Genomic DNA, 13,885 nt, shown 5'->3' on the forward strand with positions numbered 1-13,885 from the left:
CAAAGGCGGCGAATCATACAGAATTTGACCAGTAGATGCAAACTGATCCGCACTCCTACAATGTGTATACTGTCTCGCCAGATTTCAAGTCAGGAAGAAAACATGCCCGTTGCTCACGTTGCCCTGCCTGTTCCACTGCCCCGTACGTTCGACTACCTGCTGCCTGATAGCCTCAGCGCCAAAGCAGGCTGCCGCGTGCGCGTGCCGTTTGGCAAACACCAGGAGCGCGTGGGTATTGTGGTGGCGGTCAGCGAAAAAAGCGAACTGCCGCGCGATGAGCTGAAAGCCGTTATCGAAGTGCTGGACGATGAACCGGTATTTTCCTCCGCCGTCTGGCGCCTGCTGCTGTGGGCGGCGGACTATTATCACCATCCGATTGGCGACGTGTTGTTCCACGCGCTGCCGATTTTGCTGCGTCAGGGGAAACCCGCCAGCGCCACGCCGCAATGGTTCTGGTTTGCCACCGAACAGGGGCAGGCGGTCGATATCAACACCCTGAAGCGTTCGCCAAAGCAACAGCAAGCGCTGGCGGCGCTGCGCCAGGGGAAAATCTGGCGTCATCAGGTCGCGGAAATGGAGTTCAACGAAAGTGCCATGCAGGCGCTGCGTACGAAAGGATACTGTGAGCTGGGCAGCCTTGCACCGGAAGCCATCGATTGGCGGACCACCTATTCCGTGCCGGGCGAACGACTGCGGCTGAACACCGAACAGGCGACGGCAGTGGGCGCTATCCACAGCGCCTCCGATGAATTCTCTGCCTGGCTGCTGGAGGGCATCACCGGTTCGGGTAAAACCGAGGTCTATCTTAGCGTGCTGGAGAACGTGCTGGCACAGGGCAAACAGGCGCTGGTGATGGTGCCGGAAATCGGCCTGACGCCGCAGACCATCGCGCGCTTTCGCGAACGTTTTAACGCCCCGGTGGAAGTGCTGCACTCCGGGCTGAACGACAGCGAGCGCCTTGCCGCCTGGCTAAAAGCCAAAAATGGCGAAGCGGCGATTGTTATCGGCACCCGCTCGTCGCTGTTTACGCCGTTTAAAAATCTCGGCGTCATCGTCATTGATGAAGAGCACGACAGCTCTTATAAGCAGCAGGAAGGCTGGCGCTATCACGCACGCGACCTCGCCGTGTGGCGCGCCCACAGTGAACAAATCCCGATTATTCTCGGCTCGGCCACGCCCGCGCTGGAGACATTGCTCAACGCGCGTCAACATAAGTACCGTATGCTGCGTTTAACCCGCCGAGCGGGCAATGCGCGCCCGGCGACCCAGCATGTGCTCGATCTGAAAGGCCAGCATTTGCAGGCCGGGCTTTCCCCGGCGCTGATTAACCGCATGCGTCAGCACCTGCAGGCCGATAATCAGGTCATTCTATTCCTGAACCGCCGAGGCTTTGCACCGACGCTCTTGTGCCACGACTGCGGCTGGATTGCGGAATGTCCACGCTGCGACAGCTACTACACGCTGCACCAGGCTCAGCACCATCTGCGCTGCCACCACTGCGATAGCCAGCGCCCTATTCCACGCCAGTGCCCATCCTGTGGCTCGACGCATATGGTGCCGATTGGCCTGGGGACAGAACAGCTTGAACAGGCGCTGGCGCCGATGTTCCCCGGCGTACCGCTGTCGCGTATCGACCGTGACACCACCAGTCGTAAAGGAGCATTAGAGCAGCATCTGGCGGAAGTGCATCGCGGCGGCGCGCGCATTCTGATTGGCACCCAGATGCTAGCGAAGGGGCACCATTTCCCCGACGTCACGCTGGTCGCACTGCTGGACGTCGACGGCGCGCTCTTCTCCGCTGATTTCCGTTCGGCGGAACGCTTTGCCCAGCTGTATACCCAGGTCTCCGGCCGTGCCGGACGCGCGGGCAAACAGGGTGAGGTAGTCCTACAAACTCACCATCCCGACCATCCGCTGCTGCAAACGCTGCTGTACAAAGGCTATGACGCTTTTGCCGAGCAGGCGCTGGCGGAACGCCAGACCATGCAGCTGCCGCCGTACACCAGCCACGTACTGATTCGTGCCGAAGACCATAACAATCAGCAGGCGCCGCTATTCTTACAGCAGCTACGTAACCTGATTCAGGCAAGTCCACTCGCGGACGATAAGCTGTGGGTACTTGGCCCGGTTCCGGCTCTTGCGCCAAAGCGCGGCGGCCGTTACCGCTGGCAGATTCTGCTACAACATCCCTCACGTGTGCGCTTGCAGCACATTGTTACCGGCACGCTGGCGCTCATCAATACGCTCCCGGAATCTCGTAAGGTGAAGTGGGTTCTCGACGTTGACCCTATCGAAGGTTAACGCAGAGTTGAGAGCGGGATCGTGAAATAAAACAATCATCACACTTTTGATGAAAATTCTGTAACAGATCCCCCTAACTATCTGATAAAAGTGTGTCAGATGTCAGGTCACACAGGACGTGCCTGCGCCAGTAAGTGAGGAGAGAATCAGGTGAAGGCTAAAAAACCGGTTGTTGCCGCAACCATGAAAGATGTTGCCCTACAAGCGAATGTCTCTACGGCAACCGTATCTCGTGCATTAATGAATCCCGAAAAAGTTTCGCAAGCCACGCGCAACCGCGTTGAGCAGGCGGCGCTGGAGGTAGGCTATCTCCCGCAGCTGCAGGGTCGAAACATGAAGCGCAATGAATCACGAACTATTCTGGTTATCGTCCCGGATATTTGCGATCCCTTCTTTAGCGAAGTGATCCGGGGGATCGAAGTCACCGCAGCAGCCCAGGGTTATCTGGTGCTGATTGGCGACTGTGCGCATCAGAATCAGCAAGAAAAAACCTTCATTGATTTAATCATCACCAAGCAGATTGATGGCATGCTGCTGCTGGGCTCTCGTCTCCCATTTGACGCCAGCATCGAAGAACAGCGCAACCTGCCGCCGATGGTCATGGCTAACGAATTTGCTCCCGAGCTGGGGCTACCCACGGTACATATCGACAACCTCACCGCCTCATTCGATGCCGTAAACTATCTGCATGAACTGGGACATCAGCGCATCGGCTGTATCGCCGGCCCCGAGGAGATGCCGCTGTGCCACTATCGCCTGCAGGGATACGTTCAGGCGCTGCGCCGCTGCGGTATTACCGTCGACCCTCACTACATCGCTCGCGGCAACTTCACCTTTGAAGCCGGAGCCACGGCGCTGGAACAGCTGCTCGCCTTACCGCAGCCACCAACTGCCGTCTTCTGCCACAGCGATATCATGGCACTGGGCGCACTCTCCTATGCAAAACGCCGGGGGCTAAAAGTCCCTGACGATCTGTCCATTATCGGATTCGATAACATTTCGCTGGCAGAGTTTTGCGACCCGCCGCTGACCACCGTTTCCCAGCCACGTTTTGATATCGGCCGGGAAGCGATGTTGCTGCTGTTGAACCAGATGAGCGGTCAGGTTGTTGATAGCGGTTCGCGTCTTCTGGATTGCGAACTGATTATTCGCGGCAGTACAAGCAAAATATGATACAAAGCCGGGCGCTTTAGGACTTGCTCGTCTGGTCAAAGCCCCGCCGCTTAAGTAACATGTCGGGCTAACTAACGGAAAAAGACAGCGAAACGATAGTGGCACAACGAGACTATGTACGCCGCAGCCAGCAGGCACCTTCGCGGCGAAAGAACGGCGCTTCACGGAATACACGGAAAAAGCAGAGTAATTTTCCGGCGGTCTCTCCTGCCATGGTGGCGATTGCGGCGGCGGTAGTGGTCGCTTTTATCGGCGGTTTATACTTCATCACGCATCACAAAAAAGAAGAGTCCGAATCGCTGCAGAACCGCCAGATCGCGGGGAATGGGCTGCCACCGAAACCGGAAGAACGCTGGCGTTACATTAAAGAGCTGGAAAGCCGCCAGCCGGGCGTCCGTGCGCCAACCGAACCGTCTGCTGGCGGGGAAGTGATCAACCCCAATCAGCTCACCGACGAACAGCGTCAGCTGTTGGCACAAATGCAGGCAGATATGCGCCAGCAGCCTACACAATTGACTGAAGTGCCGTGGAACGAGCAAACGGCTGCCCAGCGTCAGCAGACGCTACAGCGCCAACGCCTGGCGCAACAGCAGGTTCAGCAACAGCAGTGGACGCAAACGCAACCGGTGCAACAGCCGCAAACGCGTGCTCCTCAGCCGGTTCAGCAACCGCGTCAAACGCAAACTCAGCAGCCGCCAAAATCCACGGCGGCAAACTCGGCGTATCAGGATCTGCTGCAAACGCCTGCGCACACCGCAGCCACACAGCCAAAAACACAGGCCGCTGCGCCGGTTGTGCGTGAAACTACGCCGCCAAAAGCGACCGAGAAAAAAGATGAGCGCCGCTGGATGGTGCAGTGCGGTTCATTTAAAGGTGCCGAACAGGCAGAAACCGTCCGCGCACAGCTGGCCTTTGAAGGCTTTGATTCCAAAATCACCACCAATAACGGCTGGAATCGTGTGGTTATCGGCCCGGTCAAAGGCAAGGATAACGCCGATAGCACCATTGCTCGCCTGAAGATGGCGGGTCACGCAAACTGCATTAGGCTCGCTTCAGGGGGTTGAAACCCCCAAAATCCCCCCCATCTATAATTACATTCTGCCCCGTACACGGTACGGGGCCTCTATTTCCGTATTTGCAACAAAGGGGTCTGCTCGTGACAACAATAGTAAGTGTTCGCCGTAACGGCCACGTTGTAATTGCCGGTGATGGCCAGGCCACGCTGGGCAATACCGTCATGAAGGGCAACGTGAAAAAAGTTCGTCGTCTGTATAACGACAAAGTAATCGCCGGTTTTGCGGGCGGTACTGCGGACGCCTTCACGCTGTTCGAACTGTTCGAACGTAAACTGGAAATGCACCAGGGGCATCTGGTTAAAGCCGCCGTTGAGCTGGCTAAAGACTGGCGTACCGACCGTATGCTGCGCAAGCTGGAAGCCCTGCTGGCGGTCGCGGATGAAACCGCCTCGCTCATCATCACCGGTAACGGTGACGTCGTGCAGCCGGAAAATGACCTGATTGCTATCGGTTCTGGCGGCCCGTACGCCCAGGCCGCAGCCCGTGCTCTGCTGGAAAACACCGAGCTTAGCGCGCGTGAAATTGCTGAAAAAGCGTTGAATATTGCAGGTGATATCTGCATTTATACCAACCATTTCCACACCATCGAAGAATTACCGTCTAAGGCGTAAGGATCTCCCATGTCTGAAATGACCCCACGCGAAATTGTCAGCGAACTGAACAAACACATCATCGGTCAGGACGCGGCCAAGCGCTCCGTTGCTATCGCCTTACGTAACCGCTGGCGCCGTATGCAGCTTGATGAAGAGCTGCGCCACGAAGTTACACCGAAAAACATTCTGATGATCGGCCCAACCGGCGTCGGTAAAACCGAAATCGCCCGTCGTCTGGCCAAGCTTGCCAACGCGCCGTTCATCAAAGTTGAAGCCACCAAGTTCACCGAAGTGGGCTATGTGGGTAAAGAAGTCGACTCCATCATCCGCGATCTGACCGATTCGGCGATCAAAATGGTGCGTGTACACTCCATCGAGAAAAATCGCTATCGCGCCGAAGAGATGGCCGAAGAGCGTATTCTCGACGTGCTGATCCCACCGGCTAAAAACAACTGGGGCCAGTCTGAACAGCCGTCTGAACCTTCTGCTGCACGTCAGGCATTCCGCAAAAAACTGCGCGAAGGCCAGTTGGACGACAAAGAGATTGAGATCGATCTTGCTGCCGCTCCGATGGGCGTAGAAATCATGTCGCCTCCAGGAATGGAAGAGATGACCAGCCAGCTGCAGTCCATGTTCCAGAACCTGGGCGGTCAAAAGCAGAAACCTCGCAAGCTGAAAATCAAAGATGCGATGAAACTGCTGGTTGAAGAAGAAGCGGCGAAGCTGGTGAATCCAGAAGAGCTCAAGCAAGACGCTATCGAGGCGGTTGAGCAGCACGGTATCGTGTTCATCGATGAGATCGATAAAATCTGTAAGCGCGGTGAATCTTCCGGTCCAGACGTCTCTCGTGAAGGCGTACAGCGCGACCTGCTGCCGCTGGTTGAAGGCTGCACCGTTTCCACTAAGCACGGTATGGTTAAAACCGACCACATCCTGTTTATCGCTTCTGGCGCATTCCAGGTGGCAAAACCGTCTGACCTGATCCCAGAACTTCAGGGTCGTCTGCCAATTCGCGTTGAACTGCAGGCGCTGACCACCAGCGACTTCGAGCGTATCCTGACCGAGCCAAACGCGTCCATTACCGTGCAGTACAAAGCGCTGATGGCAACCGAAGGGGTGAATATCGAATTCACTGAGTCCGGTATCAAGCGTATCGCCGAAGCGGCGTGGCAGGTTAACGAAACCACCGAGAACATCGGTGCTCGTCGTCTGCATACCGTTCTGGAGCGTTTGATGGAAGATATCTCCTATGACGCCAGCGACCTGAACGGCCAAAGCATCACAATTGATGCGGAATACGTGAGCAAACATCTGGATGCATTAGTCGCAGATGAAGATCTGAGCCGTTTTATCCTATAATCGCGGACACTGCATTTTCATCTTTAAATTGATGGGGCTGAAAAGCCCCATTTTTATTGGCTGATAACTAATGACAAATACACCTGTAAGCCGCACTCAGGCCTGGCTGGAAAGTCTGCGCCCGAAAACATTACCTCTGGCCTGTGCCGCGATAATCGTGGGCACCGCCCTCGCCTGGTGGCAGGGACACTTTGATCCCGCCGTCGCCGTGCTGTCGTTGATTACCGCCAGCCTGCTGCAAATCCTCTCTAACCTCGCCAATGACTACGGCGATGCGGTGAAAGGCAGTGATAAACCGGACCGCATCGGCCCATTGCGCGGAATGCAAAAAGGGGTGATTACCCAGGAGCAGATGAAACGGGCGCTGATGATTACCGTAGCGCTTATCTGCCTCTTTGGCCTGGCTTTGCTGTTTACGGCCTATCAGACGTTGGGCGATTTTATCGGCTTCCTGGTGCTCGGACTGCTGGCGATTATCGCAGCCATTACCTACACCGTCGGTACCCGCCCTTACGGCTACATTGGCCTGGGCGATGTGTCAGTGCTGATTTTCTTCGGTTGGCTGAGCGTCATTGGCAGTTGGTATCTGCAGGCGCACAGCCTGAGCAGCGCGATTATCCTGCCCGCTACCGCCTGCGGCCTGCTGGCAACGGCGGTGCTCAATATCAACAATCTGCGCGATATCGACAGCGACCGTGAGAACGGTAAAAACACGCTGGCCGTTCGCTTGGGGCCGATTAATGCCCGCCGGTATCACGTTTGTCTGCTGATGGGGACTCTGGTCTGTCTGGCGTTGTTTAACCTTTTCACCCTGCACAGTCTGTGGGGCTGGCTGTTCGTGCTGGCAGCGCCACTGCTGGTGAAACAGGCGCGCTACGTGATGCGCGAACTCTCGCCACAGGCGATGCCGCCGATGCTCGAGCGGACGGTAAAAGGTGCGCTATTAACTAACCTGCTGTTCGTCATCGGGATCGTGCTGAGCAAGACGTTGGCTTAACTGACAAATATCAATTAACAATTGATGATTTTGCCAACAATGCATAGAGCGCGATATACTAAAATCACTCGCAGCAACTGAGCGTTAATCCTATGAAATACGATACTTCCGAGCTTTGCGACATCTACCAGGAAGATGTCAACGTCGTGGAACCCCTGTTCTCCAACTTTGGCGGACGGTTGTCGTTTGGTGGACAAATTATCACCGTAAAATGTTTCGAGGATAACGGGTTGCTGTACGATCTGCTCGAACAGAACGGCCGGGGCCGCATTCTGCTGGTCGACGGCGGCGGTTCTGTCCGTCGCGCACTGATTGATGCCGACCTCGCCCGCCTGGCCACGCAAAACGAGTGGGAAGGCATTGTGGTTTACGGCGCAGTACGTCAGGTCGATGATTTAGAAGAGCTGGATATCGGCATCCAGGCGATTGCCGCGATTCCGGTAGGCTCCGCAGGCGAAGGTATTGGCGAAAGCGACGTCCGCGTCAACTTCGGCGGCGTGACCTTCTTCTCCGGCGACCATCTCTATGCCGATAACACCGGTATTATCCTGTCGGAAGACCCGCTGGATATCGAGTAAGTTCGGCATAAAAAAGCCTTCTCAATGAGAAGGCTTTTTTTTCGTCCATACGTTGCCCAGTACCGGGCAAGCGGCGAGTTAGTACAGCATTTTAGCGCATTCCAGCCAGTCACCCTTGAACGGGCGCTTCATGCTTTCGATAGCGTCGATGATGTCATGGTGAACTAGTTTTTCGTTCTGGATACCTACGCAACGACCGCCAAAGCCTTGCTGCAGCAGTTCAATCGCGTACGCGCCCATACGGGACGCCAGGATACGATCGTAAGGAACCGGGGAGCCGCCGCGCTGAATGTGGCCCAGAACGGTAGCACGTGTCTCACGGCCAGTTTCTGTTTCGATAAACTGCGCCAGTTCGTCGATATCACACATGTGCTCGGTAATCGCCACAATCGCGTGCTTCTTACCTTTGGCAATACCGGCTTTGATTTCAGCAACCAGATCGTCACGTTTGAATTCAACTTCCGGAACCACGATAAATTCGCAGCCGCCCGCAATTGCCGCCGCCAGAGTCAGATCGCCACAGTAGCGGCCCATCACTTCAACAACGGAAATACGTTGGTGGGAAGAAGAGGTGTCACGCAGACGGTCAATCGCTTCAACGACGGTGCTCAGCGCAGTGAAGAAACCGATGGTGTAGTCAGTACCTTTGATGTCGTTATCAATGGTGCCTGGCAGACCGATGCATGGGAAGCCCATTTCAGTCAGGCGCACAGCACCCATGTAAGAACCATCGCCGCCGATAACAACCAGCGCATCAATACCGCGTTTTTTCAGGTTTTCGATAGCCACTGCACGAATATTTTCGTCGCGGAATTCCGGGAAGCGCGCGGAGCCCAGGAATGTGCCGCCACGGTTAATCATGTCGGACACGCTGTAGCGGTCGAGCGGAACCATACGGTCTTCGTACAGGCCGAGGTAACCGTCATAGACACCCATGACTTCTATACCTTCCGTCAACGCTGCGCGCACAACACCGCGAATGGCGGCGTTCATACCCGGCGCATCACCGCCACTTGTCAACACACCGATTTTCTTAATCATGACTACCTCTGAACTTAGGAATGCTAAAAATTAATTCTTCTGCCCGAAGCGCTCCCATCAATCTCGAGGGAGAGAACGACTCTATCTAGAGATAGTATATCAAGCGCTTCTTGCTGAATTGATTCAGGTCAGGCTAAACGGCGGTTATTTATACAAATAATGCCACTGTAGCTCACGTTTTGTACAACCACTGCGAAAGTTCAAATTCCTCTGCTGCCCTATGGGACAACAGAGCAGGGATCCTGATGAATAATCACATCGGATCCGGGGAAACGACGCAAAATCGCCTGCTCTACCTGGTCGGCAACGTAATGTGCCTGAACCAGAGGCAGGTCATCTTCCATTTCCAGATGGATCTGAATAAAGCGGGTCGGCCCTGACTGCCGCGTTCGGAGATCGTGAGCACCGCTCACGCCAGGCCAGGCGGTCACGATGTCGAAAATTTCCTGTCGTTCTTCATCGGGTAGAGCACGATCCAGTAGAGACTGAACCGCTTCGTATCCCATGCGTAACGCGCTATATAGAATATAGATGCCAATTCCTAATGCAAACAGCGCATCTGCACGATGCCAGCCGTACCAGGAGAGGCCGAGTGCGATAAGAATCGCACCGTTCATCATAACATCAGACTGATAATGAAGCATATCTGCGCGTACAGCCTGACTTTGTGTTCTTCTCACGACCCAGCGCTGAAACGTCACCAGAATTAAGGTACTGATGAGTGCAATCACCGTCACGATGACGCCAATACCCGGCTGACTCATCGGCGTGGGACGCGCCAGATGCTGAAAACCGGTTAAAAACAGAAACAGCGCCGATCCTGAAATAAACATACTTTGCGCCAGCGCCGCCAGCGACTCCGCTTTTCCGTGGCCAAAAGTATGTTCTTCATCTGCCGGTTGCAGCGAATAGCGCACCACCAGCAGGTTGGTCAGCGAGGCGGCAATATCCACCAGCGAATCCACCAGAGCCGCTAAAATACTCACCGACCCGGTGTACCACCACGCAAAAATTTTAATCACCAGCAACAGCGACGCCATCACCGTTGCCGCTATCGCCGCGCGACTGACCAGTCGGCCATAAGATTGATTCATAAACGCTCCCACCTTCAGATCTGCGTATTATAGCGGAATGTATGGGGGGTGCGCGGTGACGAATTTAAGACAAAAAAAACCCCCACATCATGTGGGGGAAGACAGGGATGGTGTCTATGGCAAGGAAAAACAGGGTTGTTACTGGTTGCTACGGGTATTGCTACTAAACAGGGTCTTACTCGAACCTTGCTGCATCCGTGCAACATCACGCAGCTGCTCCATGCGCTGCTGGTGCTTCTCGTTTAAAGCCGCTTGCTGCTCAGATGTAAGCAAGCGATACATCTGGTTGCGAACTTTCGCCAGTTCAACCTGGCGGTTCACCTGCTCCTCAGCCATTTTTTCGGCTTGAGTACGCACAGCGGCTTCATCAAATTTTTCTGCGGTGACAAGGCGATGCATTGTCTCCATTTCGCTAACATTAACGGGTGGACGTTCGTGTCGTGCCCGGTGCATCAGATCGCGCATTTGTTGGCGCTGATGTTCGGTTAAACTAATACCGTCGAACATATGGCCCTGGCCACTACTTAGCGGGTTAGCTTCCGCCGGGTGCCAGTTAACGCTGGTGACGACTTCATCTGCCTGGCTTAGTGCACTGAATGCCAGCGTTGAGGCCATGACGGCAGCGATAACATTGCGCATCACATGCTCCCAAAAACTTTTGTGTCGCGAATCAACGAGAGACAGTTTACGATTCAGGCTGCAAACATGCGTCAGGGGGTGTAAAACAACGTAAAGTCATGGATTAGCAAGCCCTGATGACGTAATTTCTGCCTCGGAGGGATTAAAATATGAATAAAATTTTGTTAGTTGATGATGACCGGGAATTGACTTCGCTGCTCAAGGAACTCCTTGATATGGAAGGCTTTAACGTTCTGGTTGCCCACGACGGCGAACAGGCGTTAGCGCTGATTGATGACAGCATCGACCTACTTTTACTCGACGTGATGATGCCGAAAAAGAACGGTATCGACACGCTTAAAGAATTACGACAGACACACCAGACACCCGTCATTATGTTGACCGCGCGCGGAAGCGAGCTAGATCGCGTTCTGGGCCTCGAACTGGGCGCAGATGACTATTTGCCTAAGCCATTTAACGATCGCGAGCTGGTCGCGCGTATTCGCGCTATTTTGCGCCGTTCACACTGGAGCGAACAGCAGCAAAATAGCGATACCAGTTCGCCAACTGTCGAAGTGGATTCCCTGAGCCTGAACCCAGGCCGCCAGGAAGCCAGCTTTGATGGCCAGACGCTGGAGTTGACCGGCACCGAATTTACCCTGCTTTATCTGCTCGCACAGCATCTGGGCCAGGTGGTATCTCGCGAACACTTAAGTCAGGAAGTGCTGGGTAAACGCTTAACGCCGTTCGACCGCGCTATTGATATGCACATTTCCAACCTGCGCCGGAAGCTGCCGGAGCGTAAAGACGGTCATCCATGGTTTAAAACCCTGCGTGGTCGTGGCTACCTGATGGTCTCCGCTTCATGATTGGAAGTTTAACCGCACGCATCTTCGCCATCTTCTGGCTCACGCTAGCGCTGGTGTTGATGCTGGTTTTAATGTTGCCAAAACTTGATTCACGCCAGATGACGGAGCTGCTGGATAGCGAGCAGCGCCAGGGTCTGATGATCGAGCAGCACGTTGAAGAAGAGCTGGCGAACGATCCCCCCAATGATTTGATGTGGTGGCGTCGGCTGTTTCGCGCAATTGATAAATGGGCCCCGCCGGGCCAGCGTCTACTGCTGGTCACCAGTGAAGGCCGCGTGATCGGCGCTGAACGCAACGAGATGCAGATTATCCGTAACTTTATCGGCCAATCTGACAATTCCGATCATCCGCAGAAGAAAAAATACGGCCGCGTAGAGTTGGTCGGGCCATTTTCTATCCGCGACGGTGAAGATAACTACCAGTTATACCTCATTCGCCCAGCCAGCAGCTCACAGTCCGATTTTATCAACCTGTTGTTCGACAGGCCGCTGTTATTGCTGATTGTCACGATGCTGGTCAGCGCGCCGCTATTGCTATGGCTGGCGTGGAGTCTGGCGAAACCGGCGCGTAAGCTGAAAAACGCCGCCGATGAAGTGGCCCAGGGCAACCTGCGTCAGCATCCAGAGCTGGAAGCCGGGCCGCAGGAGTTTTTAGCGGCGGGCGCGAGCTTTAACCAGATGGTGATGGCGCTGGAGCAAATGATGACCGCACAGCAGCGTCTGCTCTCCGATATCTCTCACGAGCTGCGTACACCGCTGACGCGTCTACAGTTGGGTACCGCCCTGCTGCGTCGCCGTAGTGGTGAAAGCAAGGAGCTGGAGCGTATCGAAACGGAAGCGCAGCGCCTCGACAGCATGATTAACGACATGCTGGTCATGTCGCGTAATCAGCAGAAAAATGCGCTACTGAGCGAGACGCTAAAAGCCAATCAGCTGTGGGGCGAAGTGCTGGACAATGCAGCGTTTGAAGCGGAGCAGATGGGTAAATCGTTTAGCGTCGATTATCCGCCAGGGCCATGGCCGCTGTACGGCAACCCGAACGCTCTGGAAAGTGCGCTGGAGAACATCGTCCGCAATGCGCTGCGCTATTCGCATACCAAAATTGCGGTGAGCTTCTCGGTCGATAAAGACGGTATCACCGTCCATGTCGATGATGACGGCCCAGGCGTCAGCCCGGACGACAGAGAGCAGATTTTCCGACCGTTCTACCGTACCGACGAGGCACGCGATCGCGAGTCTGGCGGGACGGGGCTTGGCCTGGCGATTGTTGAAAGCGCCATTCAGCAGCACCGTGGTTGGGTCAAAGCCGACGACAGCCCGCTGGGTGGTTTGCGATTAACGCTCTGGCTACCGCTGTATAAGCGAACCTAAAAACAATATCGGCCTGCGCAAGCAGGCCGATTTTTTTAGCGTTGTCTTCAGCCAGAATAAGCGCTGAGCTATCCCCGGCTATTTACCCCATAATCTTCGGGAATTATCTTCAATCTTGCCGCTTAAGCGGCGCTTTTGCATCGTTCTGCTCCAGCTCACCGACAGCCCGGCGGCAGCCAGCAGCCGGTGGTACTGCTCGTCATCAAACGGCATAGACCAGGCGATAACGCCCGCCTCATGCACCGACACATCGCTCAGCCGCGATACCAGTTCCAGTGGTGCATCGCTGGATACCTTACCCGGCGCAATCACCCGATACAGCCAGCCCGTTTTACCGCTGTTTTGCATTACCGAGGCCATGTCGCTAATGGCAAAGTGATAATTGAGCTTAAAGCAGGGAGAGCGCGGCTGAGTGACCTGGATTAACGTTTCACCCCAGCGATAAATATCACCGATAAACACGTTGTGTTCGGTCATGCCTTCTGTCGATAAGTTTTCCCCAAATGCCGGGGCGTAAAATAAAGAGGCCTGTTCAGGGAAGTCTCGTGCCCACTCGGCGTAATGCTCGCGAGGGTAGTGGCATAGCGCGCGGTCAGGGCCGCCGTGAATCTTTTTTTCCGCCTGTTCATCGCCCAGCAGTCCTAAATCGGTGAGCTCCAGCTCGCCGTCTATCTGCACTTTAGCGATAGCACTTGGGCGGCTACCGTCGTAATCGCGGATTTTGCCAATGAACACGTCAACCGGATAATGCATCTGCTGCTCCTTAGGCGGATACAAAAAAAGCGAGTCATCAGACTCGCTTCTACAGACCGGCAA

The 13,885-nt window shown here is 55.0% G+C and carries 13 protein-coding genes; 9 read left to right on the forward strand and 4 right to left on the reverse strand.

All coding sequences use genetic code 11. The features are described 5' to 3' along the window. Window positions 1–102 precede the first annotated feature (102 nt). The 7 genes from priA to rraA all read left to right on the forward strand — a co-directional run bounded on the left by priA (window position 103) and on the right by rraA (window position 8,077). On the forward strand, window positions 103–2,301 hold the full coding sequence (gene priA / locus LZ634_RS18580) for a primosomal protein N' (protein ID WP_234507858.1): 2,199 nt from the start codon (window positions 103–105) through the stop codon (window positions 2,299–2,301). A gap of 150 nt (window positions 2,302–2,451) precedes the next feature. Continuing rightward, a complete protein-coding gene (cytR, locus tag LZ634_RS18585) occupies window positions 2,452–3,474 on the forward strand; it encodes a DNA-binding transcriptional regulator CytR (protein ID WP_234507859.1) in 1,023 nt (340 codons plus the stop codon). 98 nt (window positions 3,475–3,572) lie between these two features. Then, complete coding sequence (gene ftsN / locus LZ634_RS18590; protein ID WP_234507860.1) at window positions 3,573–4,538, forward strand: cell division protein FtsN; 966 nt, start codon at window positions 3,573–3,575, stop codon at window positions 4,536–4,538. A gap of 92 nt (window positions 4,539–4,630) precedes the next feature. Beyond that, window positions 4,631–5,161: an ATP-dependent protease subunit HslV gene (gene hslV, locus LZ634_RS18595; RefSeq protein WP_052284220.1), complete on the forward strand. Its 531-nt coding sequence runs from the start codon at window positions 4,631–4,633 to the stop codon at window positions 5,159–5,161. A gap of 9 nt (window positions 5,162–5,170) precedes the next feature. Then, window positions 5,171–6,502: an HslU--HslV peptidase ATPase subunit gene (hslU, locus tag LZ634_RS18600; protein ID WP_234507862.1), complete on the forward strand. Its 1,332-nt coding sequence runs from the start codon at window positions 5,171–5,173 to the stop codon at window positions 6,500–6,502. Between the two features lie 70 nt (window positions 6,503–6,572). After that, window positions 6,573–7,499: a 1,4-dihydroxy-2-naphthoate polyprenyltransferase gene (gene menA / locus LZ634_RS18605; protein ID WP_234507864.1), complete on the forward strand. Its 927-nt coding sequence runs from the start codon at window positions 6,573–6,575 to the stop codon at window positions 7,497–7,499. Between the two features lie 92 nt (window positions 7,500–7,591). Further along, window positions 7,592–8,077, forward strand: a complete 486-nt coding sequence (gene rraA / locus LZ634_RS18610; protein WP_052284217.1) for a ribonuclease E activity regulator RraA — start codon at window positions 7,592–7,594, stop codon at window positions 8,075–8,077. Between the two features lie 78 nt (window positions 8,078–8,155). On the opposite strand, the gene pfkA is transcribed toward rraA, so the two are convergent. The 3 genes from pfkA to cpxP all read right to left on the reverse strand — a co-directional run bounded on the left by pfkA (window position 8,156) and on the right by cpxP (window position 10,851). Beyond that, the gene (pfkA, locus tag LZ634_RS18615; protein ID WP_234507866.1) at window positions 8,156–9,118 is read right to left on the reverse strand and encodes a 6-phosphofructokinase; all 963 of its coding nucleotides are present in this window, start codon (window positions 9,116–9,118) and stop codon (window positions 8,156–8,158) included. A gap of 218 nt (window positions 9,119–9,336) precedes the next feature. After that, window positions 9,337–10,212: a CDF family cation-efflux transporter FieF gene (gene fieF / locus LZ634_RS18620; protein WP_234507867.1), complete on the reverse strand. Its 876-nt coding sequence runs from the start codon at window positions 10,210–10,212 to the stop codon at window positions 9,337–9,339. Between the two features lie 138 nt (window positions 10,213–10,350). Then, window positions 10,351–10,851, reverse strand: a complete 501-nt coding sequence (gene cpxP / locus LZ634_RS18625; RefSeq protein ID WP_234507869.1) for a cell-envelope stress modulator CpxP — start codon at window positions 10,849–10,851, stop codon at window positions 10,351–10,353. A 149-nt stretch (window positions 10,852–11,000) separates the two neighbouring features. Here cpxP and cpxR point away from each other — a divergent pair, with 149 nt between their 5' ends. Continuing rightward, window positions 11,001–11,699: an envelope stress response regulator transcription factor CpxR gene (gene cpxR, locus LZ634_RS18630; RefSeq protein WP_052284213.1), complete on the forward strand. Its 699-nt coding sequence runs from the start codon at window positions 11,001–11,003 to the stop codon at window positions 11,697–11,699. Then, window positions 11,696–13,069: an envelope stress sensor histidine kinase CpxA gene (gene cpxA / locus LZ634_RS18635; RefSeq protein WP_052284212.1), complete on the forward strand. Its 1,374-nt coding sequence runs from the start codon at window positions 11,696–11,698 to the stop codon at window positions 13,067–13,069. The genes cpxR and cpxA overlap by 4 nt, the downstream gene beginning before the upstream one ends. Before the next feature lie 78 nt (window positions 13,070–13,147). Here the strand turns inward: cpxA and yiiM are convergent, their stop codons facing one another. Further along, window positions 13,148–13,885, reverse strand: a complete 738-nt coding sequence (yiiM, locus tag LZ634_RS18640) for a 6-hydroxyaminopurine reductase (RefSeq protein WP_234507871.1) — start codon at window positions 13,883–13,885, stop codon at window positions 13,148–13,150.

This window comes from Kluyvera intermedia (assembly GCF_021440345.1).
In the GTDB taxonomy this organism is placed as follows: domain Bacteria; phylum Pseudomonadota; class Gammaproteobacteria; order Enterobacterales; family Enterobacteriaceae; genus Kluyvera; species Kluyvera intermedia_A.

Coding starts and splice junctions, on each gene's coding strand:
- rraA (WP_052284217.1), top strand. CDS start 7,592: ATGAAATACGATACTTCCGAGCTTTGCGACATCTACCAGGAAGATGTC.
- hslU (WP_234507862.1), top strand. CDS start 5,171: ATGTCTGAAATGACCCCACGCGAAATTGTCAGCGAACTGAACAAACAC.
- menA (WP_234507864.1), top strand. CDS start 6,573: ATGACAAATACACCTGTAAGCCGCACTCAGGCCTGGCTGGAAAGTCTG.
- fieF (WP_234507867.1), bottom strand. CDS start 10,212: ATGAATCAATCTTATGGCCGACTGGTCAGTCGCGCGGCGATAGCGGCA.
- pfkA (WP_234507866.1), bottom strand. CDS start 9,118: ATGATTAAGAAAATCGGTGTGTTGACAAGTGGCGGTGATGCGCCGGGT.
- cpxP (WP_234507869.1), bottom strand. CDS start 10,851: ATGCGCAATGTTATCGCTGCCGTCATGGCCTCAACGCTGGCATTCAGT.
- cpxA (WP_052284212.1), top strand. CDS start 11,696: ATGATTGGAAGTTTAACCGCACGCATCTTCGCCATCTTCTGGCTCACG.
- cpxR (WP_052284213.1), top strand. CDS start 11,001: ATGAATAAAATTTTGTTAGTTGATGATGACCGGGAATTGACTTCGCTG.
- priA (WP_234507858.1), top strand. CDS start 103: ATGCCCGTTGCTCACGTTGCCCTGCCTGTTCCACTGCCCCGTACGTTC.